15 protein-coding genes and 1 pseudogene are annotated in these 21628 nt (G+C 49.6%); 13 read left to right on the forward strand and 3 right to left on the reverse strand.

The window, feature by feature from the left end:
• Positions 1-5 precede the first annotated feature (5 nt).
• Positions 6-1103, forward strand: coding sequence for a carbamoyl phosphate synthase small subunit (locus FD09_RS02410; RefSeq protein WP_057817950.1), 1098 nt, complete (start codon positions 6-8; stop codon positions 1101-1103).
• The gene (locus tag FD09_RS02415) at positions 1096-4233 is read left to right on the forward strand and encodes a carbamoyl phosphate synthase large subunit (protein WP_057817953.1); all 3138 of its coding nucleotides are present in this window, start codon (positions 1096-1098) and stop codon (positions 4231-4233) included. Before FD09_RS02410 ends, FD09_RS02415 begins: the two co-directional genes overlap by 8 nt.
• A 49-nt stretch (positions 4234-4282) precedes the next feature.
• Here FD09_RS02415 and FD09_RS02420 read toward each other — a convergent pair whose 3' ends face one another.
• Positions 4283-6001, reverse strand: a complete 1719-nt coding sequence (locus FD09_RS02420; RefSeq protein WP_057817955.1) for an NFACT RNA binding domain-containing protein — start codon at positions 5999-6001, stop codon at positions 4283-4285.
• 134 nt (positions 6002-6135) lie between these two features.
• On the opposite strand from FD09_RS02420, the gene FD09_RS02425 reads away from it, so the two are divergent.
• The 5 genes from FD09_RS02425 to FD09_RS02445 all read left to right on the forward strand — a co-directional run bounded on the left by FD09_RS02425 (position 6136) and on the right by FD09_RS02445 (position 12582).
• A complete protein-coding gene (locus FD09_RS02425) occupies positions 6136-7434 on the forward strand; it encodes an alkaline phosphatase family protein (RefSeq protein ID WP_268873277.1) in 1299 nt (432 codons plus the stop codon).
• A 27-nt stretch (positions 7435-7461) separates the two neighbouring features.
• On the forward strand, positions 7462-8331 hold the full coding sequence (locus FD09_RS02430) for a DegV family protein (protein WP_057817957.1): 870 nt from the start codon (positions 7462-7464) through the stop codon (positions 8329-8331).
• Between the two features lie 148 nt (positions 8332-8479).
• Positions 8480-9253 carry an ABC transporter ATP-binding protein gene (locus tag FD09_RS02435; RefSeq protein ID WP_057817959.1) on the forward strand — a complete coding sequence of 258 codons (774 nt, stop codon included), beginning with the start codon at positions 8480-8482 and terminating at the stop codon, positions 9251-9253.
• Positions 9254-9261: 8 nt separating this feature from the next.
• Complete coding sequence (locus tag FD09_RS02440; protein WP_057817961.1) at positions 9262-11022, forward strand: hypothetical protein; 1761 nt, start codon at positions 9262-9264, stop codon at positions 11020-11022.
• A gap of 147 nt (positions 11023-11169) precedes the next feature.
• Positions 11170-12582, forward strand: coding sequence for an MFS transporter (locus tag FD09_RS02445; protein ID WP_057818475.1), 1413 nt, complete (start codon positions 11170-11172; stop codon positions 12580-12582).
• A 68-nt stretch (positions 12583-12650) separates the two neighbouring features.
• On the opposite strand, the pseudogene FD09_RS02450 reads toward FD09_RS02445, so the two are convergent.
• Positions 12651-14132 (reverse strand): annotated as a pseudogene (locus FD09_RS02450) (alpha-amylase).
• 152 nt (positions 14133-14284) lie between these two features.
• On the opposite strand from FD09_RS02450, the gene FD09_RS02455 reads away from it, so the two are divergent.
• Both FD09_RS02455 and FD09_RS02460 read left to right on the forward strand, forming a co-directional pair.
• Positions 14285-14848 (forward strand): NUDIX hydrolase, encoded by a 564-nt coding sequence (locus tag FD09_RS02455; protein WP_235812195.1) that lies wholly within the window; start codon positions 14285-14287, stop codon positions 14846-14848.
• Between the two features lie 118 nt (positions 14849-14966).
• Complete coding sequence (locus FD09_RS02460; RefSeq protein WP_415649451.1) at positions 14967-15656, forward strand: deoxynucleoside kinase; 690 nt, start codon at positions 14967-14969, stop codon at positions 15654-15656.
• Positions 15657-15698: 42 nt separating this feature from the next.
• On the opposite strand, the gene FD09_RS02465 is transcribed toward FD09_RS02460, so the two are convergent.
• The gene (locus FD09_RS02465; RefSeq protein WP_057817967.1) at positions 15699-16439 is read right to left on the reverse strand and encodes a MurR/RpiR family transcriptional regulator; all 741 of its coding nucleotides are present in this window, start codon (positions 16437-16439) and stop codon (positions 15699-15701) included.
• A gap of 125 nt (positions 16440-16564) precedes the next feature.
• Between FD09_RS02465 and pfkB the strand changes: the two genes are divergently transcribed.
• From pfkB to FD09_RS02485, 4 genes are all read left to right on the forward strand, one after another.
• Positions 16565-17500, forward strand: a complete 936-nt coding sequence (pfkB, locus tag FD09_RS02470) for a 1-phosphofructokinase (protein ID WP_057817969.1) — start codon at positions 16565-16567, stop codon at positions 17498-17500.
• Positions 17500-19476, forward strand: a complete 1977-nt coding sequence (locus tag FD09_RS02475; protein WP_057817971.1) for a fructose-specific PTS transporter subunit EIIC — start codon at positions 17500-17502, stop codon at positions 19474-19476. The genes pfkB and FD09_RS02475 overlap by 1 nt, the downstream gene beginning before the upstream one ends.
• A 144-nt stretch (positions 19477-19620) precedes the next feature.
• A complete protein-coding gene (locus FD09_RS02480; RefSeq protein WP_235812196.1) occupies positions 19621-20457 on the forward strand; it encodes an HAD family hydrolase in 837 nt (278 codons plus the stop codon).
• A gap of 100 nt (positions 20458-20557) precedes the next feature.
• On the forward strand, positions 20558-21619 hold the full coding sequence (locus tag FD09_RS02485) for a TcaA second domain-containing protein (protein WP_057817975.1): 1062 nt from the start codon (positions 20558-20560) through the stop codon (positions 21617-21619).
• The last annotated feature ends 9 nt before the right edge of the window (positions 21620-21628 follow it).

The following is a 21628-nucleotide window of genomic DNA, read 5'->3' on the forward strand; positions in this document are numbered from 1 at the left end:
AACGCATGAAACGGTATCTGGTACTGGAAGACGGCTCGTATTTTACAGGCGTCGGTTTTGGCGCGCCGGTGATCACCACTGGTGAAATCGTATTAAATAGCGGCAACGGCGACTACACGGCGACAATCACAGATGCGGCCAATTTCGGTCAAATTGTGGCGTTCACCGATCCGGTGATCGGTAATGTCGGCATTAACCAAGAAGATGCCCAGAGTCTGCTGCCTAAAATTCGCGGGGTCGTGGCCCGTAACGTCACAGAAACACCCCAATCATGGCACTCACAATACAGCTTGAGTGAATACCTGAAATTGTATAAAATTCCGGGAATCACCGGTCTGGATACCATGGCCCTCAGTCGCCTGTTATTGCAGAAGGGACCCATGAAAGCCAGTTTCATGGATACTGCGGATGAACATGCTTTCGACCAAATTCGGGCACTGGTACTGCCCCACGATCAAGTCAAGCAAGTGTCCACCAAACAACCCTACGCCAGTCCGAATATTGGTCAGGATATTCTGGTCGTGGATTTGGGAGTCCGCCATGCATTGTTACGAGAATTGTCGCGGCGGGATTGCAATTTAACGATCGTACCGTACAACACTCCGGCTGCCGATATCCTGGCTTTTGCGCCAGCCGCGGTGGTCTTTACCAGCGGTCCCGGCGATCCCAATGATGCGGCGGTGGTGGCTGAAACTATTCAAGGATTGCAGGGGCATGTCCCAATCTTGGGGATTGGTTTGGGGGCAGAGTTAATTGCCTTGGCTAATCATGCCCAAGTGGCACTGACTTTGACGAATCATCGCGGTGGTCCCTTTCCCGTTAGAGAAGTGGCCACCAGTCGCATCTGGCAAACGATGCAAAACCATAGCTACGGGATTGTACCAGAGAGCTTAGCCGCCACGCCGTTGATTGTGACGCATGAGGACTTGCGGGATCATAGTGTGGCCGGCATTCGGCATCGTCAGTATCCGGTGGCGGGGGTGCTATTTTATCCTGAAGCGGACCCGGAATCCACGGATGCGACGCAGTTAATTGATGAGTTCATGGAAATGGTGCAAGCCTATCAACATCGCCGCGGGAAGGAGCAGACCACAGATGCGTAAAGTGATGATTTTAGGCTCTGGCCCTAACGTTCTGGGGCAGGGGGCCGAGTTTGATAAAGCAGGCGCGGCGGCCTTGGCCGCATTGCGCAAAGATGGTTACGAAACAATTGTCGTGAACTCCAACCCGGCGACGGTCATGACCGACACAAACAGCGCCGATCGAGTCTATATTGAACCAGTCACAACACAATTTGTCAGTCAAATTATTCGCCAGGAAGTGCCGGATGCGATTCTCGCTACTTTTGGCGGCCAGACTGCGTTAAATTTGGTCATGGAATTGGCGAATAGCGGTATTCTCAGCGAACTGCATGTCAAGATGCTGGGAACGCCATTGAATGCTGTGGAGCAAACGGAGGACCGCGAGCTGTTCTACAATCTTTTACGTAATCTCAATGAGCCTGTTCCCCAAGCGATGGTGGTGGATGATCTGGCGAAAGGGCAAGAGTTTGTCCAGCGAGTGGGGTGGCCCGTCATTGTCCGCCCAGCCTATACACTCGGGGGGACTGGGGGCGGTATTGCCCGCAGTGAGAAAGCGTTAACGACCTATGTGCAAAATGGAATCACGTTGTCGCCCACGGGCCAAGTGGCGATTGAGCGCAGTATCGACGGTTATCGGGAAATCGAAATTGAGATTGTTCGGGATCATCACGACAACACGGCCATCGTGGCCACCCTGGAGAATATTGACCCGGTCGGCATTCACACCGGTGATTCCATGGTGGTCACCCCTGTCCAAACTTTGAGCCACACAGAACTCACTCGGTTGCGAGAAGCTGCAATTAAGATTGTGCGGGCACTAGAAATTGAAGGTGTCTGTGACGTCCAATTTGCTGTGGATCCAGCCACCGACAATTATTATGTCATTGAAGTGAATCCCCGGATGGGTCGTTCAGGCGTATTAGCAGAAACAGCCACAGGCTATCCTTTGGCAAAAGTGGCCGCGCTGTTAGGTGTCGGTAAAGACTTGGCCGACATCTCGTTGAGCAGTGATGGTCGAACCACGGCCGCCAGCGAACCAGTGCTGGATTATTTGGTGACCAAACTGCCCCGGTGGTCTTATCAAAGCATCGGTGCTGATCGGCGGATCGGCACTCAAATGAAGGCCAGCGGGGAGGTCGTGGCATTCGGCCGTAGTATTGAGGAAAGTGTCCTCAAAGCAATGCGCAGTTTAACCTGGGACACCGACGATGAGTACTGGCAACGGGTGAATAAATTTGATGACGATACCCTGGTTAGCCACCTCATCCATCCTGAAGATGATCGGTTGTTTGCGATTCTTGTGGCGTTAGCGCGGGGATACGATGTCCCAGAAGTCGCTGAGTTGACCAAAATTCATCCGTATTTCTTGGCGCGGATGGCCCACATTGTCCATATTGGGCAGCAATTGACCGATCACGCAGGGGACGTGGCTATTCTCAATGAGGCCAAGCGGTTTGGCTTTTCCGACATGCGGATCAGTGAGTTATGGGCATTACCTGTGGAGCAAGTCCGGGCACTGCGCCTGGAGGCAAAGATTGTCCCACATTTCAGCAATTCCGGGACGAATGACGGCAATTCTTTCGGTGCGCCTAAGCTCTTCTTTAGTACGTACGGTGAAGCGGGTCAGCAAACGCCCCTGGCCAAGGATTCTGTTCTGGTGATTGGCTCCGGTGCTTACCAGACCCGGCAAGGGCAGGAATTCGACTATGGCACGGTGCATGCGCTCAATGCGATTCATCGGTCTGGTTACGCGGCAATCTTGATCAACTGCAACGTCCAGGCCGTTTCCACCGCTCGTAATCACAGTGATCGGTTGTATCTTGAGCCATTAACGGTGGAAGACATTTTGAATGTGGTAGATGCCGAAAAGCCGGTGGGGGTCTTAACCCAATTTGGTGGTTCTACTGCCGCCCGGTTCACTAAAGCATTGAATCAAGCCGGGGTTAAACTATTCGATAGTCCATTGACCGAATTACCCAAACAATCTCTTAAAGAACCGCTCAAACTGCGGGGACGCATTCCCACCGATCAGGCGCACGTCGCCGAGCAGGCCGAACAAATTGGTTATCCCTTATGGGTGAGTCCTTCCAAGCGGCATTTCGCCGCGAATGCTCACTTCATTACGAGTGCGGAAATGCTGCGGACCTTTTTGCAGGGAGCACATTTGGCGGACGATCAAGTCATTCGTTTGCAGCCATACACGGATGGCGCCACTTACGAAGTATTCAGTTTGAAGGATGATACGGATGTTTATATCGCCGGCATCGTGGAACATTTATGGGCTCAAAACGCTAATGTGGACCACATGCTGTCGGTGTATCCGACTAATCATCTGACACCGAAGCAGCGGACCGCGTTGGCCCAAGTTGCCCAGCAGGATGTGGCGACGATGAATGCCCGGGGTATTGTTCAGGTGACCTATATTTGGCAGCGAGACCACTTCCGCCGCTTGTATGCCCAAACTATTGGCGGCGGATCGTTACCATTCTTTGCCAAGGCCAGCGGCATTCCTTTGGTGGAGTATGCAACCCGCATCTTTTTGGGCAATACGCTGGCGGAGCTTAATTTGCCGCAATTCAGCGAAACGAAACGACGGGTCGTATATGTCTGGGCCCCGGTTTATTCCGTGGCCAAGCTGACCCAACAGGCCAACGACTTGAATGTCACGACTTATCACACTGGCGAAGTCATGGGCAAGGCACAGACGTTTGCCAAGGCCTATTACAAGACGTTAGCGGCAGGAAACAACCCATTTCCGAGTTATGGCAATATTCTGTTCACTGTGGCGGACAGCGACAAAGCCCAAGCCTTGGCGCTGGCCCGCCGCTTCCGGGCAATTGGCTACCAAATTCAAGCCACCCCGCACACCGCAAACTATTTCCAGGATCATGGGCTGCCGATTCAGCGGATTCAAAATAAACATGCGGTGGCGTTGAGTATGACGCCACAAAACAATTTGGAGGGACCTCAGGCAATCGTGTACACCAATGATCCCATGGACGCGTCGTCTATTCGGGATACGGTGCTGATTCGTAACGTTACTTTGGTTCAGGGGATTCCCTTGTTAACAGAACTGGATACCTTGGGTGCTTTGCTCAACGTGTTGGAATCCCAGCGATTTGCGACTGTGCCTCAAGGTAGCGAAGAATAGGATATAAAAAATGGAGAAAGTCAGGCGGCTTTCTCCATTTTTGCGGCAATTATTCAGTGACACTCGGCTTCTTTTGTCGGGCGATAATATCACTTTCTTTTGGGGTGACATAAAGCGTCTGTTGGCCTTCATAAATCACAAAGCCCGGTTTCGCGCCGTTGGGTTTATGCACCTTCTTGACGACCACAGTGTCTACTGGGACATTTGCAGACCCCCGGGCCTTGGAGAAGTACGCGGCAATTTCAGCCGCCTCCGTGAGGGTTTGCGGGCTGGGATCAGCAGCCCGGACAATCACATGGGAACCGGGAATCTTTTGCACATGCAGCCAGTGGTCGGTTTTGGCGGCCTTGTGCAGGGTCAACTGATCGTTTTGTAAATTATTTTTACCAACCAAAATTTGGGTGCCGTCACTGGCATAGAATTTGTCCGGCTTGCCCAGGGGTGTTCGTTTGGCTTTTTTGCGACCGGTGGTTTTCTTCGGCCGTAAATAGCCCTGCTGCACCAATTCGGTTTTGATATCGGCTAAGTCACCGGGATCAGCCAATTGAATTTCACTCAGAATGTTCTCCAAGTAGTCGACTTCTTCTTTGGTTTCCTGAATCTGCGTATTGAGGAATTGTACTGCGTTCTTCAGTTTTTGATACTTGGTAAAATATTTTTGGGCATTACCAGAAGGGGACAGTTGATTGGACAAAGTGATTTTCAGCGGCGCGTTGTTGTTGTAGAAGTTAGGCAGCGTGATCGTGGTCATGCCCCGGTCCACCTTATTGAGATACGTCGTCAATACTTCACCCTTAATGCGGTAAGTATCGGCCTTTTCAGTGGCAGCTAATTCTTTTTCCTGTTTCCCCAGCTTGGTTTTCTCCTTATTTAATGTGTTATTCACCACCCGCAGTAAATCGCTGCCTTGCTGGCGGACGCGGTCGCGCTGGGCTTTGTCCCGATAGTAATGATCAAGCAGCGCGGACAGGCTGGGATAATGTTCTACCGGCGTCGTCGTTGCAGAATACGGAAACGGGGTAAAAATTGTTTTGTCGTTGGCCGTTTCGGCGATGGTCGGTTCCGGATTATTCGCCTCAATGGGAGCAAAGAAATTAGCCCAGATGATGGTCCATTGATCTTGAGGTTTGTCCTGCAGGCGTTTCACTAACTCACTGGCCGTATCGGCGCCCAGGCCTTGGAAAGTTTGTTGTAACGTCTTACGATCCATATCTCGAGTCAAACCGGATAAATCAACTGGGGTGGCCAACGGATTTCGCCGGTCCTCATGGGGCGGAGCGACATAGGTGGCCCCGGGCATTAACAACCGATAGCGATTTTGTTCCGGAGAAACGTGGCGAATCAGATCCAGGATCTTTCCAGATTCTTTTTCCACCAGCATGATGTTAGAATGGCGGCCCATTAATTCCACCACCAAAATAAGTTCCTGGGTATCGCCTAATTCGTCTCGGGAACGGAAATGAAAGTGAATTTGCCGGTCAGTTTCCACCTGGTCGACTTCGGTGATAATGGCCCCATCTAAATATTTACGCAGCGTCATGGCAAACTTTGTGGGGACATCGGGATTTACATAGGGAATGTCGGTCACTTGAATGCGGGCGTACGTGGGATGGGCGGATAGTAAAAGGGGATGATTGTGCCGATTCGCCCGAATCGTCAGCACGATTTCGTTTTCATAGGGTTGTTGAATTTTTGTAATTTTACCTGGGATAATCGTGCTGTTCAGTTCTTGCACCATTGCCCGCGTGAAGATTCCATCGAATGACATGATACACCTGCTTTCTCTTTTGTCGTCAACTAACCATTATATAGGTAGGGCGATACCCGGGCAAGAAGTTGGGCCAAGGATTCCGGTCAAGTGCTCACTAGGCATATGTTATAATATCCATCGAGGTGATTTTCGTGGGGAATCGTAAGCAAAAACTGGTCGTGGTATCGTTGGATGCCATGGGCGCGGCTGATCTGACACCCGCCGCATTAAAGGATTTACCGAATTTGGCGGCGCTGATCAAGGCTGGGACCCATGTCCAACAAGTGCGAGGGGTGTACCCGACGCTGACCTATCCGTCTCATACCAGTATCATTACCGGGATGTATCCCCGGCATCACGGCATTGTGAATAATACTAAGATCCAACCGGAGCGGTTGTCCCCTGACTGGTATTGGTACCGCAAAGATGTCCATGCCACGCCGCTGTACCAGGTGGCCAAGGAAGCGGGCATGACCACGGCGGCTTTTTTGTGGCCGGTCACTGCCCGCAGCGGTATCGATTACAACATCGCAGAAATTTTTCCCAACCGAATTTGGACCAACCAGGTGTTGATTTCGCTTTGGGCCAGTTCGCCGTTATTTATTCTGCGCTTAAATGCCAAATATGGCCACTTACGCAATGGAATTCACCAACCGCAACTCGATGATTTTGTCACGGCAGCGGCCGTGGACACCATTGTCCGGAAACAGCCGGATCTCACTTTGATTCATTTAGTTGATATGGACTCCCAGCGCCATGCTCACGGCGTGACATCGCCAGAGGCCATGGCTGCTCGCAAACGGCTGGATGCCCGCTTAGGAAAAATCATTCAGGCCACGAAGGATGCCCACATGTATACCCGCACTAGTTTTGCCGTCTTGGGTGACCATTATCAGATTAATGTCCACACCATGATTCGGCTCAATGCGCTTTTTCGTGCCAAAGGCTGGCAGCGGGCGATGCCGGATGGCATGATTGCCCCCGATTGGCGAGTATTGGCCAAGTCCGGCGACGGCTCCACCTATATTTACGTCCGGGATCGTAATGCGGCGCTCGAAAAAGAGATTGCCGATCTGATTGCACCCATTCCAGGTATTGAACATGTTTATTCCCAAGGGGCTTCTGCCGATTTTGGCGCTGATCCCCGCTGCACCTTCCTGGTCGAAGCCCAGGCTGGTTTCTACTTCATTGATGATGCCAATGGCGCCATCACTGAAAAAGTCGATCCCGCCGATATCGGTCAGCCGGAACGGTACCGCGCAGTCCACGGGTATTCACCGTTTAAGCCCGATTATGCGACCACGTTGATTCTGGCAGGTGAGGGAATCAAGCAGAACTTCACCGTTCCCCACGCGCGGTTAATTGATGAGGGACCAACATTTGCCAAAGTTCTTGGTTTGCAATATCCTTATCCCACCGATGGCGAGGCCATCGCAGACGCGTTTGAATAGATTAGAGTTGGAAAGGCTGGTTCCTTGATGCACATTGCCATAGTCACTGATAGTACTGCCTATTTGTCTGCGGCGGAGGTCGAGCAATATCATATATCCGTTATCCCCATTCCAGTGATTCTAGATGGGGTAGTCTATGATGAGGGAAAGACCATTGATACGCCCACATTTTATGCCAAATTGCGCACATCAAAGTCATTTCCCAGCACCTCCCAACCACCGCTGGGCGAAGTGATGAAGCTGTATGAAAATCTGGCCAACGAGGGTTACGATACGATTCTGTCGATCCACTTGGCCAGTACTATTTCCGGCTTTTACCAGACTTTAGTGGGATTAGCTCCCACCATGACGAAAGCGCGGCTAGTGCCTTACGATTCCCATATTACGGTGAAGCTGATGGGGTATTTAGTGATCGCGGCGGCGCGACTAGCAGCCCAGGGTAAAAGCGTGGAAGAAATCACCCAGACTCTGGATAAGCTGCGCGCCACAATGGATGAAGTGTTTATCGTCAACGATCTGCAAAATCTGGTCCGCGGCGGCCGGCTGTCCAATGCCTCGGCGTTCATTGGCGGGATGTTGAAAATTAAACCACTGCTGACGTTTAATGATGAAGATAAAATCGTGGCGTTTGAGAAAGTCCGGTCGATCAAGAAGGCTTACAGTCGCGCTGAGACGATCTTTAAGGAACGCATTGCCCAGGTCGATTATCCGGTGCGGGCCTTGGTCATTCATGCCAATGATCCAGAAGAAGGGCAGCGCTGGTTAACTGATCTAAGCAGCCGTTTCCCGAATGTCGCGTTTGAGTTGAACGAATTTGGCCCGGTGGTAGGGACCCATCTTGGTGAAAAAGCGATCGCCATTGCTTGGATGGCCGATGTGTTAAAGACAATTAACTAACAATTTTGTTATATTGACGACGAGTAGACCATTGTGCCGGAAACTGCCGGGATAAGGGTCTATTCTTTTTTGTTTATATTCGCATTGTGAATTCATTTACTTTCAAAACATACCCACTTATGCTATTCTCATGCTAGGAGGTGCGCCCATGACTGCCATAGTAGAACTCTCAGACGTATTTAAATCATTTGACCTGCATCCTGTCCTCACCGGTTTATCATTCACAGTGGAACCGGGTACCATTGTCGGGTATATTGGTCCCAATGGCGCCGGCAAAAGCACCACTGTAAAAATGATTCTCGGTTTGACTCAACCGGATCGGGGCACGATCAAGGTTTTTGACCAGGAAATCAAACCTGGTGATTCAGAGTATAAGAAACGGATCGGTTATGTCCCAGAATCGGCCGATGTTTTTGATGTGTTAACTGCCAAGGAATATTTAGGATTTGTTGGGCAATTGTACGGCCTTAGTCAAAATGACGCCGAGGCCAAAGCCAGCGAACTACTCACCATTGTTGGGATGAAGGGTTCGATTAATGCTCGGATCAGCGGCTTCTCTAAAGGGATGCGGCAAATGGTCTTGATTATTGCCAGTTTGCTGCACAATCCTGATTTATTGTTTTGGGATGAACCGCTCAACGGGCTGGATGCCAACTCTGTCTTGATTATTGAAGAAGTTTTGCAACAGTTGCGCAATAGGGGGAAGACGATTTTCTACTCCTCCCACATTTTGGATGTCGTTCAAAAAGTATCGGACCGTATTCTACTATTGAATGACGGTAAGGTAATTGCCAATGGGACATTTGCTGAATTGAATGCGGAAAAAGACAACACGTTGCAGGAACTGTTCAATGAATTGACCGGTTTCTCAGAGCACGGTCAAAAAGCCACTGATTTTGTCAACGTGATTGAAGCGGGGTGAGCCAATTGATGAACTTCTTTCGAAGAAAAAAGGAGCCCCTGTCTGATGAAACAGACACCACCCAGGCCACGACACCGAATACGATTATGGCCACTTCTCGCTGGCTGCGTTTCTTTGATTTATTTCGCGGCTTAATTGGCCGCCGCGGCGTCGACTATGATCAGTTTCGTCTGATCTTGGGGTACAAGCTCTATATGGACGCAGCCGATCCAGAATTTATGAACACGCTCAATAACAACAGTAAGCGTCGAGAAGGGCACAATGCCTTTTTTGCTGGGTTATGGGTGTATGCTCTGATCAGTTTATTTATGTGTACCTTTGTCTTTATGTTTCCAGGAACCCGAGTCTTTGGGCTGGGTTATGCACTGCTATTTTATTCGATGATGTATTTGACTGTTCTGGTTCAGGCTTTTTCTGGTAGTTTGTTAGATGTCCGGGATGTGGGTATCTTGGAAACCCGTGGCGTCACGGAACAAACCCGGTCCGCCGCGCAGACAGCCCATATTATGGTGTACGTTTTCTCTCTGTTTGTCGCGATGATGGCCGCACCGATTATCTCCAGCTTTATCGCCACAGGGATCGTCAGCGGGGTGGTATTCACCATCAGTGCCCTGTTGCTGATGATTGTGAATTACGTCTTCTCCATTGTTCTGTATGCTGTAATTCTGCATTTCTTCCACGGTGAACGGCTTAAAAATATTTTGAGTATGATTCAAATTGTGATTATGATCCTGTCAATCATTATGTATCAACTCCCGCAATTATTGACCAGTGCCAGCGCTAGTTTCAGCAGCATGAACAAACCGATGTCCTTCAACTGGGTCATGGCGGTAGTTTATCCATTCTGGTTCACTGGCCCAAATGAATGGTTGCGCTCTGGGCAATTCAACGCGGGCGGTATTCTTTCCGTCTTAATGTTGATCACTGTGGTCGTCGCCTATTTTGCTTTCAATCCGGCGATGAGACGGCTGACAAATAATTTAAGCAAGCTGACTGAAAGTGGCTCGGAACCCGCACCAACCGGCTGGTATTTCCGTTTGTGGCGTAAACTGATTCCCCAACGTGACCATCAAAAGGCTTTCTTTACATTAAGCTGGCGGATGATGCAATCGGATGGCGATTATAAGATGCGGGTCTATCCCAGTATGGTAATGGGCTTTGTTTTCATGATTATTCCACTCATGAATGCGATCCAAGAACCAGGGAACTTCTGGACCACTTTACGCAGCAACTGGGTTTGGAATATGCTGCCGGCATTCTCTGTCATGGGGTTGCCCATCGCAATTTACTATTTACGGTTTACGAAAAATCCCAATGCATTGAACGTGTTTGCCAATGTACCCAACTTTGACAAAGCAGTCATGTACCGGGAAGCGATTCGGACGGTGCTGGTGCGGTTGTCCTTGCCGGTAGTCCTCGTTTTAGGCATTGTCACGATACTGGTGACCAATCCGCTTAAAGGCATCGGGACGATGGTGGCCGGGCTGGGCATCAGTGCCTTCGTCGTGGTCATCAATGGCCAGTTATTCCAAGGCACCACACCCTATGGCACAATTTTTCAAACGGGGCAAGTGAACTCCGGGGCGATGATTGGCGGATATATGCTGTCCATCGCCATCGCAGGTATCGGCGGCGGCCTCTCTGCAGTCGCTCCTTGGTGGGCCGCCATCATTGCAGGAATTATCCTCTTCGGCGGTAGTTGGGTATGGTTGAATCACGCATTTAGTCATCCTACCTTCCGTCTGCCGGGCGAACCGGGCGGAGATTAATCAATGTTTTTGTTCATTTCGAGCGTCAGCGCTTTTTGACTGGCGCTTTTTTGATGGCGGCACAGCGGTATAATTGACATATAGTTTCTGAAAGAGAGGGTCTTTTTGTTGAAACAACCACAAGCTGCCGCACACCGCGGTATCGTGATGACCGCTGTATTTATTGCCACCTTCATGACTAGTGTGGAAGTTACCATTGTCACCACCGCATTGCCGTCCATCATCAGTGCGCTCCACGGGTTAGCGGCGCAAAGCTGGATTATGAGTGCGTATCTGTTGACCACCGCCATTACCACGCCAATTTATGGCAAATTGGCGGATGCGTGGGGCAGGCGCCGAATTTTTCAGTGGGGAGTCATTGTCTTCACGCTGGGGTCCTTGCTTTCTGGATTAGCACCGACCATGGGTTTGCTAATTATTGCCCGGGCATTACAGGGAATCGGCGCTGGTGCCGTGATGCCGCTGACCTTCACGATTATTGCCGATTACTATGACTTCACCCAGCGGGCTAAGGTCTTAGCCCTAAACAATACGGCCTGGGGTCTGTCGGCATTGGTGGGACCCTTAATTGGCGGATTTTTGGTGGATCAACTGTCTTGGCACTGGGTATTTTTTGTGAATGTGCCTTTAGGAATCTTAGTGGCGATCCTGATTCAAGTCGGCTACCATGAAAAGACTTCGGCGCACCCGTCTTTGGCCATTGATTGGCAAGGAATCGGCTGGTTGTCGGCGGGGTTAATTGCCTTGCTGCTGAGTGTCCAAACTTTGGTACGGATGCCATTGATTGCAGCGAGTTTACTGGTTGTGGCGGTGGTGTCCATGATCCTGTTTTGGCGGACAGAAAAGCGCAGTAAAGATCCGTTGATTGCACCGCGGATGTTTGCGAATCGGACATTTTCAATTCAAATTGCCACGGCCATGATTCTTTCGGGAGTATTGATTGGCTACCAGGTCTATTTCCCTATTTGGCTGCAATCCCTTTATCGCTTGGGAGCCACCGAGGCCGGTTTTGTGGTGACCTCTAGTTCTGTCATGTGGCTGACTAGTTCTTTCTTTGTCGGGCCAATCCTGGCTCGCTTTGTCCCCAAACGGGTGAGTTTGATCATTATTACGGTTTTGCTGGCGGCCTATGCGAGTCTGTTAGCAGCTGGTCTGCGTTTCCCGGTCTGGACATTCTATCTTATCGCTATGATCAATGGCACGGGTATGGGAATTGTCATCAGCATGAATACTGTCTTGGCTCAGCAACTAGCTCCTCAAGACATGGTGGGGTCTGCAACTTCCATCTTGACGTTGGGCCGATCACTGGGGCAGACGATTATGACTGGCATATACGGGGCGGCACTCAATTTGGTGATCCGCTGGACCCGGGGAGACATTTCGTTTGCTCATATCAATGAAGTGATTAGTGCCAATGGCAGCCGCGTTAAACCCACGACGGCCATGGCCCAGGTGATCTTGAACAGTTTGCACGGGGTCTTTTTGATCGTGGTGGTCATGCTGCTCATTGCTTGGTGGTTAAACTGGCGTGATCCGCAACAATCTGTGGTAAAGGGTTAGCAAGTTTATTAAACCAAAAAAATAAGCACACCCCCCACAAAATCGGGTGTGCTTATTTTTGTTAACGGCTAGTTCATTTCTTCTTCGGCATCTAAGGCCTTGACGACTTCTTTATTGACATAAACTGAAACCTGAGCATCATTAACCGGAAAAACACCGACACCATTTTCGTCTAACTGCACCTCGGTATCATTGTTTCCCAGCATATCGACGAATGTCTGACCAGCATGGACCGCGGAGACGGTCATCTTTTTTTCGCCGCCTTCTTTATTCGTCATGATCACTGCGTAACCCGATGAATCATGATCAAAATCACCGGTCCGGGTCCATCCGATAATGTTAGGATCATCGATGTAATCCACCAACCCGCCAAATGCCAAATATTCTCTAATTTTCAGCATGCGCGTCAATCCTTTACCCACTGGGGCGGAGTCTTTTTCCGGAATCCCCATCAGGTCACCCCAGAACACGGTGGGAATACCCGCACTGCGTAAAAGAATAAGGGCATACGCCTGCAGTTTGAACCAACCATCCACCCAAGACTCTAAGCTTTGTCCGACTTGGGTATCGTGGTTGTCCACAAAAGTGACCGCAAAGTCCGGTCGCTCACTGATCAATGTGTTATCAAAGATGTGGCGCATATCATAATCCCCCATGGAGTGGGCCGCCTCATAAAGATTGAAGTGCAGTGGGACATCAAATAGGGTGACTAAATTACCCGATGAGTTGAGGTAGTTAATCAGTGCTTGAATGTCATCAGACCAATATTCACCGACCACAAAGAGTTGATCATCGTGTTCGGCGCGGCGATGCAAAAGCCAATCGACAAACGCAGTAAATTTGATATGTTTGACCGCATCCAGACGGTAACCATCTGCTTGCGTCAATGCTTGGAACCACTTGCCCTATTTATCTAATTGGGCCTTAGTCTCCGGGTTGCTCATATCCAAATCGCAGCCCATCAGATAGTCGAAGTTACCATTTTCGCTATCCACTTGGGGTTCCCATTCTTTGGTATGGAATTTATAGATGGCGTGGTTTTTGCTGCGGCCATCATAATCGATACCGGTGAAGTTTTGCCAATGCCAGGTGTAATCGTTGTACTTGCCCTGGCGACCCGGGAAAGTAAACTTTGTCCAGGCTTTGATTTCTTCGGTCTTGCCGGTCGGTTTCAAGCGATCATCAAAAGAATAGCTCTTTGCCTTCACGTTTTCGGCTTCGTCGGCACCCATGAAGTGATCCACAACAATATCCGGGTAAACCTTGAGACCTGCTTCGTGGAGTGCTTTGATACATGCTAAGTATTCGTCCTTGGTACCGTATTTGGTGCGGACCGTTCCTTTTTGATCAAATTCGCCAAGATCGTAAAGGTCATATGTGCCATAACCGACATCGTCAACGCCGGCGGCACACTTATCAGCTGGCGGCAGCCAGACTGCTGTAAATCCCATGTGTTTAATTTTTTTGGCCATTTGGGTCAACCGGACCCAATGCTGGCCATCGTTAGGCAGATACCATTCGAACGCCTGTAAGATCGTTTCTGGCATCATAACCATCCTCTCTATTGGTAGGCATCAATCATGCTGATACCTTAATTGTACCCGCCTGTGTTGCAAATATGCGAGTTTTTGCCTGTAATCGTCACAAAATCGTGTGGTAAACTGAAACTGATCATTGATTGATGCGAAAGGGATGTGGTTGCGTGTTACCAAAATTAACCAAGCAAGGACAAATTCTTTCTGAGAAAGAGGTTTTCAAAGGCCGTATCTTTACGGTCAGTCAGCGTCATATTCATACTCCTGACGGTCTGAATGTGGAGCGGGATGTGGTCACCCACATTCCAGCGGCGGTTGTCTTGGCGTTGACGCCTGATCGGCAAAAAGCCTTACTCAATGTGGAGTATCGGGCAGGGATCAATGCTGAGAGCTATTCGCTGCCAGCGGGACTGCTTGATGCCGGGGAAACCCCTTTGCAGGCGGCCGTCCGGGAAGTCAAAGAAGAAACTGGCTATACGTTGACCGATCCCCATGCAATGACCCAGGTGAGCACCAGTGAAGGGTTTAGCAGTGAGACGAATACCTTGGTTTGGGGCACGATTGATCCGACTGAACGCGGTGCGCAGCATTTTGACCAGGATGAATTTGTGAACTCTAAACTGGTGTCCTTCGATGAAATTATTGCCGCCGTCAAAGACGGCACCATTCATGCCGGCCAAGCTGTCGCTGCCATCGGTTTTTACTTAAGCTTCATCCAACCCAACCTGTGATGTGTTATAATTCGGAGAATCGAAGAGCCGCCCGGCCAGGTGATGACTGGTGTCAATCCAGAGTCGGAGAGGCGAGTTTTTGGAAAGCAGAGAGGGGAAATCAGTGACAGTGTTAGTAATGGCTGGTGTAATTGGCAGCGGTAAAAGTTCGTTGACCCAAATTGTGGCGGATCGGTTAGGGACCCAACCGTTTTACGAAAGCGTCGATAATAATCCGGTACTGCCGTTATTTTACAAGGGTAACAAAATTGCCGAAGAAAAACGGGCTGCAGGCGAAAAGGATGCCCGCAATCCTTACGCGTTCTTATTGCAGATTTATTTCCTGAATACTCGTTTTCATTCCATCAAGGCGGCATTAACGGATGATAATAACGTCTTAGACCGCTCCATCTATGAGGACGCCATTTTCATGAAAATGAATACCGATAATGGTAATGCCACCGAGGAAGAGTACCTGATTTACAAAGATCTGCTGAATAACATGATGGAAGAGCTGAAAGGCTTACCCAAGAAAGCGCCAGACCTATTGATCGATATTCACGTGGACTACCAGACGATGGTCAACCGCATCACGAAACGGGGCCGACCCTATGAACAACTTAGCACAGATCCATCGTTGACGGAATACTATAAGACATTGATCGACTATTACGATACTTGGTACAGTCATTACGATAAGAGTCCAAAAATGCAGATTGACGGCGATCGCTATGATTTCGTCACCAATATTGCCGATCGAACCGCTGTGTTGGAACAGATTTTAACAAAATTACAGGACGTGCGCGGTGACTTTCACGCGACTGCGTAAACATTCTATTTTAGCCGACGTATCTGCAGATACGTCGGCTTTTTATGTGGTTCGTACGACATAGGCATCAAGCAAAATCCGAGTCATAATTTGCAAGGGAAGCCGGGAATGAACTTCATATTCGCTGAAATATGTCGTTTTGGATTGGAAACCTAGAAATAGGGTATCTGTGTACTGAATAATGGGGGCTTCACCGTTGGTCGTGAAGGTGACAATCGGCACATCGTTTTGATCGAGTATTTTGGCGGCGGCCACTAATTCTGGCGTTTCCCCATTGAGCGTGATAATCAACACAACCGAACCCGGGCGAATACGCCGAGCAATTGTCATAATAATATTGGGGTCACGGAACATTTCGGCGTATTTGCCGACCAGCTGCAGTTTGAGGGTCACTTCTTCCGCAATCATTTCTGATAAGCCGCGGGCAAAAACATACACTGCGGCTGCTTTTTGAATTTGCATGATCGCCTCGTCAATGGTGGCTTCATTTAAGTTTTCAATCGTACGTTCCATTTCTACTTGATTTTGCAGAATCACTTGTTTAATTTTACTGTCGACCTGGCGCAAAATGGCATATTCGGGCGATTTTTGGTCAGGGTGCGCCAGCGCATGACGAAATTCAGTGAAACCGGAATAACCCAGCTTCTTCGCTGTTCGAACCACGGTAGCGGTGGAGACGTTGGCGTATTCACTCAGTTGGGTAATCGACATTTTTTGGACTTTAGAACGTTGAGCCTGAATCAAATTGACTAAGTACTTTTCAGCGGCGCTAAGTTTGGCCATTTTGCATCCTCCAGGGTGTGATATGTAAACATTTTCAGTTTTGACTGTCGGCTCGGCAAACTAGAAAACCTTTTCCGTTCGACATGGGTACAATTAAGATAGAGATTGAGAAAAGGGGTCAGCACATGATATACACGCTTACATTAAATCCAGCTATCGACCTATTCGTGGATACCGATCAATTAAAGCCGAATCAGGTGAATCGCACGAATGGGTTCCAGGCGCAAGCCAATGGTAAAGGGGTGAACGTTTCTTTCATTCTACACCGTCAGCACGTCGCTAACACGGCATGGGGCATCGGCGGCGGTTTTACCTTAGATTACATCACCAAGGTGCTTACTGCGACTGGGATTCCTAATCACTTCGTCCGCAGCAGCGGGACGACGCGGATTAATGTATTCACCCATGTCCGAGAGACGGGGGAAGAATTTAAGCAAGTCAATCCTGGCCCCCACGTCAGTGCTGCGGAGTTAGCAGAATTGTGGCAGCAGCTGACTCAGCTTACCGCCAGTGATTGGTTAATCATTTCTGGCAGTTTCTCACAGGGAATTGATCCCGACATTTTGGTAAAGATTGGTCGATTGGCGCAACAAAATAAGTTTCGTTTGATTATTGACACGTCCTATCCAGCAGTCAAAGAGGTGTTGCCGCTGCACCCTTACTTGATCAAGCCCAATGAAGAAGAACTGAAAAGCTGGTATGGCGTCAGCGGGGCGACGGATTTACCAGACGTATTGCGGCTTGGCCAGCGCGCCGTTCATGAAGGTGCCCAAAACGTATTGTTGTCCATGGGCAGCGATGGAGCTGCACTGATCACGCCCACGCAAATCCTGGTGGGTAATGCCCCCAAGGTCGCGGTTCTCAACACAGCGGGTTCTGGGGATACCATGCTCGGTACCTTCGTCGCCGGGTTAATGCAGGGCAAACACCCCGCCGAGAACTTAAAATACGCGCTGGCCGCGGGCAGTGATACCGCCCGCTCATCGTGGATCACGGATTTTGCACACGTGGATGAATTATTGAATCAAATCACGGTTCAAACTCAGGAGGTTGATGGATAATGGCGACTTATGATCTGATTGGGGCCACCGGTTGTGCGACCGGGATTGCCCATACCTATATGGCTCAAGAGGCATTGGAAAATGCGGCCAAAAAAATGGGATACTCAATGAAGGTTGAAACCCACGGTCAGACCGGGGTGGATGATCCGTTAACGGCAGATGAAATTAACAACGCCAAGGCGGTGATCGTCGCATCAGATGTGGATGTGGACGCTGACCGTTTTGCCGGTAAAAGAGTGGTCCAGGTGCCTGTAGCTGATGGTATCAAAGAGCCGGAGAATTTAATCAAGCGGGCGTTGTCACCGAGCACTCCCATCTTCAAGGCCAACTTGGCAGGAGCAGCAAAAAGTGCAGTGAGTGATGAAGCCGCCAGCAGTGGGACCAGTTTCTGGCACTTGGTTTATACTTCGTTGATGAATGGTATTTCTCACATGCTGCCTTTCGTTGTCGCCGGTGGGGTATTGATGGCCGTCTCCATGTTCTGGGGAATCGATAGTGCCAACGTGAAGAGTGCAGAATACAACAGCTTTGCGGCGATGCTGAACACGATTGGCAGTACCGCCATGAACTTAATGGTGCCGGTACTGGGCGCGTATATTGCGGAAGCCATTGCCAAACGCAGCGGTTTAATCATCGGCTTTATCGTCGGCATGATCGCGTTTGTAAATGGCACCGGGTTTTTAGGCGGCATTGTCGGCGGGTATATTGCCGGGGCTGTCATTTTACTCCTACAAAAGGTTTTACAACCGTTACCGAATAAAGAATTCCGCGGATTGAAAGCCATCTTTCTCTATCCAGTGCTCGGCGCCTTCATTGCCGGGACGATCATGTGGGTGATTTCCACCCCCATGGCGGACTTGAACAAGGGTATGATGAGCTTCTTGAAGGGCATGCAAACGGCTGATCCAATTCTCTTAGGGGTCATTGTCGGGGTGATGTGTGCCGCTGACTTTGGCGGGCCAATCAACAAAGCCGCCTACATCACCGGGACTGCATTACTGGCACAAGGCAACTTTTACTTCATGGCGGGCGTCTCAGCAGCTTGTATTGCACCGCCGCTGGCCACTGGCTTTGCCGTTCTCATGAACAAGAATGCCTATACGAAAGATGAACGCAGTGCAGGGTATGTGAACTTCCTATTGGGCAGCACGCACATTACAGAAGGCGCCATTCCTTTTGCCGCAAAGAATCCACTCCTCAATATTCCTTCCTTCATGGTGGGTTCCGCGATTGCCGCGGTATTGACATATGTCACGCGTATCACGATTCATGCGCCCCATGGCGGTTTCCTGGTACTGGGATTAGTGAATAAACCAATTCTTTGGGTATTGTGGATCGTCATTGGCGCGTTAGTCTCCGGTGCACTACTCGCTTTGATTGCTGGTCGCTCTGCTAAGAAACACGGTGGTGTGGTGGAAACAGCTGGTGTGGACATCTTTGGTACCGGGGACGCCGGTGATGAACCAGCGGCTCCGCAAACTACAGCACCGACTGGGGGAAACGACGCTACAGTTAATCCAGCAGACATTCTCAATACGGACCAAGTAGAGTTTGATTTATCGGCAACTAACCGCAATGATGCACTGCATCAATTAGCACAATTAGCGGTGGCTAAAGGAATTGCTACCGATGCCGAAGCGGTCTATCAAAAGTATCTGAACCGAGAAAAGGAGAGTTCAACTGGTATGGAGCAGGGCATTGCCATTCCCCATGCTCAGGATGCCAGTATTGAGCGGAGTGCCATGCTGGTCGTGCGGTTGACCAAGCCTGTCACGGATTGGCCATCATTTGACAATCAACCAATTGACACAATGATTTCCTTCTTGATTCCTGAAAAAGACAACGGTGCGCATCTGCACTATCTGTCTAACACAGCAAAGTTGTTGACGCATCAGTCGTTTATTAAGGACCTCAAAGCGGCTAAGACGCCGGTTGATGTGGTTCAATTGTTCCGCAATCCGCACATCGAAGACTGATATACGTCCGTAAGCATAGAAGACACAAAAGGTTGGGACGTTTGTCTCAATCTTTTTTTCGTCTGTTATAATTGGCGGAGATTGTTTCATCTCGCCGTTTTCGCTAGCAATCGCATAACGTAACCGGTAACATGACGATAGATAATGAATAACTTGAAGAAGGAGCATCCGACACTAATGAACAACATTCGGCTCATTGCCACGGACATGGATCATACTTTACTCACTGAGGACGGGAAGCTGCCGCCAAAGATTGGTGATTACATCCAACGGTTGCACAATGTGGGGGTGCAATTCACAATTGCCAGCGGTCGACCAATTTATACGCTGCAACGGCTTTTTGAAAAAGAAAAGAATGAGCTGGCTTATATTTGTGACAACGGCGGAGCGGTTTATGTCCACGGAAAGAATGTGTATAAATCGCTGATTCCAGTCGCAGATTATCACGAAATGATTCGGTTCACTGACAAAACAGTCGATGGTCATCCGATTGTGTGCGGTCTGGATGCGGCGTATATTCCCAAGGCTGATGCACGTTTCTTGCCTTTTTATAAGACCTTTTATGCCAATGTGATTCAAGTCGATGATCTGTCCACAGTGACCACGGAGGCCAATAAGTTTACGATTTATTTCCCCAAAAATAACAGTCAGGCCCAGTATGACCAGGTGTTTGCACCGCGGTTTGCGGATCGTTATTCCGTCGTGGTGTCCGATGCCAATTGGATCGATATCATGAACCCTGGCGTGAACAAAGGGCAAGGGATGCGTCAATTAGGCGCAAAGCTTGGTGTACACACCGATCAAATGATGGCCTTTGGCGACACATTCAATGATGCAGAAATGCTGCAGACTGTGAAATATGGGTACCGGGTCGCCAACGCCAATCCGGGAATTTATCAGTATGCCGATTATGTCACCGGCAGCAACGACGATTACGGCGTGTTACAGGTACTGGATCAGGTGCTGGCCGCCCACGCTTAATTTTTTTCTAGCTTTCCCACATTTTAATATGCTATGCTTGTGAAAAGGCATTCATTATTTTGATGAGGAGGGGCAGATTAATTATATGAAAACAATAAAAATGCGTCGTTGGTGGGTTGCTTTATTGAGCATTATCGTCATCCTAGGCGCATCATACGGGACCGGTTATTGGTTGAACGGTTCTCGCAACAAACAGTTAGATACAGCAATCACGGCCCTCAAGAGCAATGATGCTGGTCAGGCATTGGCGGTACTATCTGCGGAGGACTATGATTTGACACTCACTGCGACCAATGTGAAACCGTTGCTAGCTTATTTGCAAGCTCATCCAGACAAAATTGCCCAACTAAAACGTGCAGCAGCTGCTGACGAAGCCGATGAGGTGATTGACGGCCTTGAATTTGAGCGGATTGGTATGAAATGGGGTATCTTCCCCCGATATGGTTTCAAAGTGGAGGGGATTCATCCTCGCTTGACCACCAATGGCACGACAACGCAAGTGACTGTGAATAACACATTGTTGCGCGGCGTGACCGGGACGGTCCGCAATCACCGCATTGGACCTTACGTCCCTGGCCGTTATACATTTGTAGCTAAAGAGACTCAGGGAAAAGAGACTGCCCAGTCTCGCCGGGTCATTGACCTGGTGGGCAGCGACGACCCTCATGTCGACCTGACTTTTCCAGATACTGCAGCAGATATGGCAAAACAAGATGCCGCTGGTAATACTACCAGTAACGCTGCGGACACACCCACGCAGGATCAGGCCGAGGATCTGATTGAAGATGTCTTCGAAGGCATTGAAGCCGTCAGCAATGGTGATCAAGACAGTGATTCGCAACGGTTACCTGATTACTTTGTGGATGGTACTAAAAACAAAGCCTATCAAAGACTGCTTGACCACGCGCAACAATACATGTCAAATGCCCACATCGGCGAAATTGACATTGATACAAATGTCACGACGAATCCATCATTCACAGGTCAAGGCGGTGCGGGGGTCCAGCTACCGTTTACAGTCCGCTATTCCGCCAGTGATGATGACGACACCGATGCCTCGGCCCAGACGTATGCCTATCGGGCCACCGTGGAGTTGCACAATCGTCAGTGGCAGATTAAATCATTGACCCAACCAGAACGAACTAACAATACTGATGACTGATTAAGGTTC

The organism is Schleiferilactobacillus perolens DSM 12744, assembly GCF_001435585.1.
Lineage (GTDB): Bacteria > Bacillota > Bacilli > Lactobacillales > Lactobacillaceae > Schleiferilactobacillus > Schleiferilactobacillus perolens.

Excerpts from the sequence above, each read along its gene's own strand:
- FD09_RS02410 (WP_057817950.1), top strand. The coding sequence starts at position 6 with ATGAAACGGTATCTGGTACTGGAAGACGGCTCGTATTTTACAGGCGTC.
- FD09_RS02415 (WP_057817953.1), top strand. The coding sequence starts at position 1,096 with ATGCGTAAAGTGATGATTTTAGGCTCTGGCCCTAACGTTCTGGGGCAG.
- FD09_RS02420 (WP_057817955.1), bottom strand. The coding sequence starts at position 6,001 with ATGTCATTCGATGGAATCTTCACGCGGGCAATGGTGCAAGAACTGAAC.
- FD09_RS02430 (WP_057817957.1), top strand. The coding sequence starts at position 7,462 with ATGCACATTGCCATAGTCACTGATAGTACTGCCTATTTGTCTGCGGCG.
- FD09_RS02435 (WP_057817959.1), top strand. The coding sequence starts at position 8,480 with ATGACTGCCATAGTAGAACTCTCAGACGTATTTAAATCATTTGACCTG.
- FD09_RS02440 (WP_057817961.1), top strand. The coding sequence starts at position 9,262 with ATGAACTTCTTTCGAAGAAAAAAGGAGCCCCTGTCTGATGAAACAGAC.
- FD09_RS02445 (WP_057818475.1), top strand. The coding sequence starts at position 11,170 with ATGACCGCTGTATTTATTGCCACCTTCATGACTAGTGTGGAAGTTACC.
- FD09_RS02460 (WP_415649451.1), top strand. The coding sequence starts at position 14,967 with ATGGCTGGTGTAATTGGCAGCGGTAAAAGTTCGTTGACCCAAATTGTG.
- FD09_RS02465 (WP_057817967.1), bottom strand. The coding sequence starts at position 16,439 with ATGGCCAAACTTAGCGCCGCTGAAAAGTACTTAGTCAATTTGATTCAG.
- pfkB (WP_057817969.1), top strand. The coding sequence starts at position 16,565 with ATGATATACACGCTTACATTAAATCCAGCTATCGACCTATTCGTGGAT.
- FD09_RS02475 (WP_057817971.1), top strand. The coding sequence starts at position 17,500 with ATGGCGACTTATGATCTGATTGGGGCCACCGGTTGTGCGACCGGGATT.
- FD09_RS02480 (WP_235812196.1), top strand. The coding sequence starts at position 19,621 with ATGAATAACTTGAAGAAGGAGCATCCGACACTAATGAACAACATTCGG.
- FD09_RS02485 (WP_057817975.1), top strand. The coding sequence starts at position 20,558 with ATGCGTCGTTGGTGGGTTGCTTTATTGAGCATTATCGTCATCCTAGGC.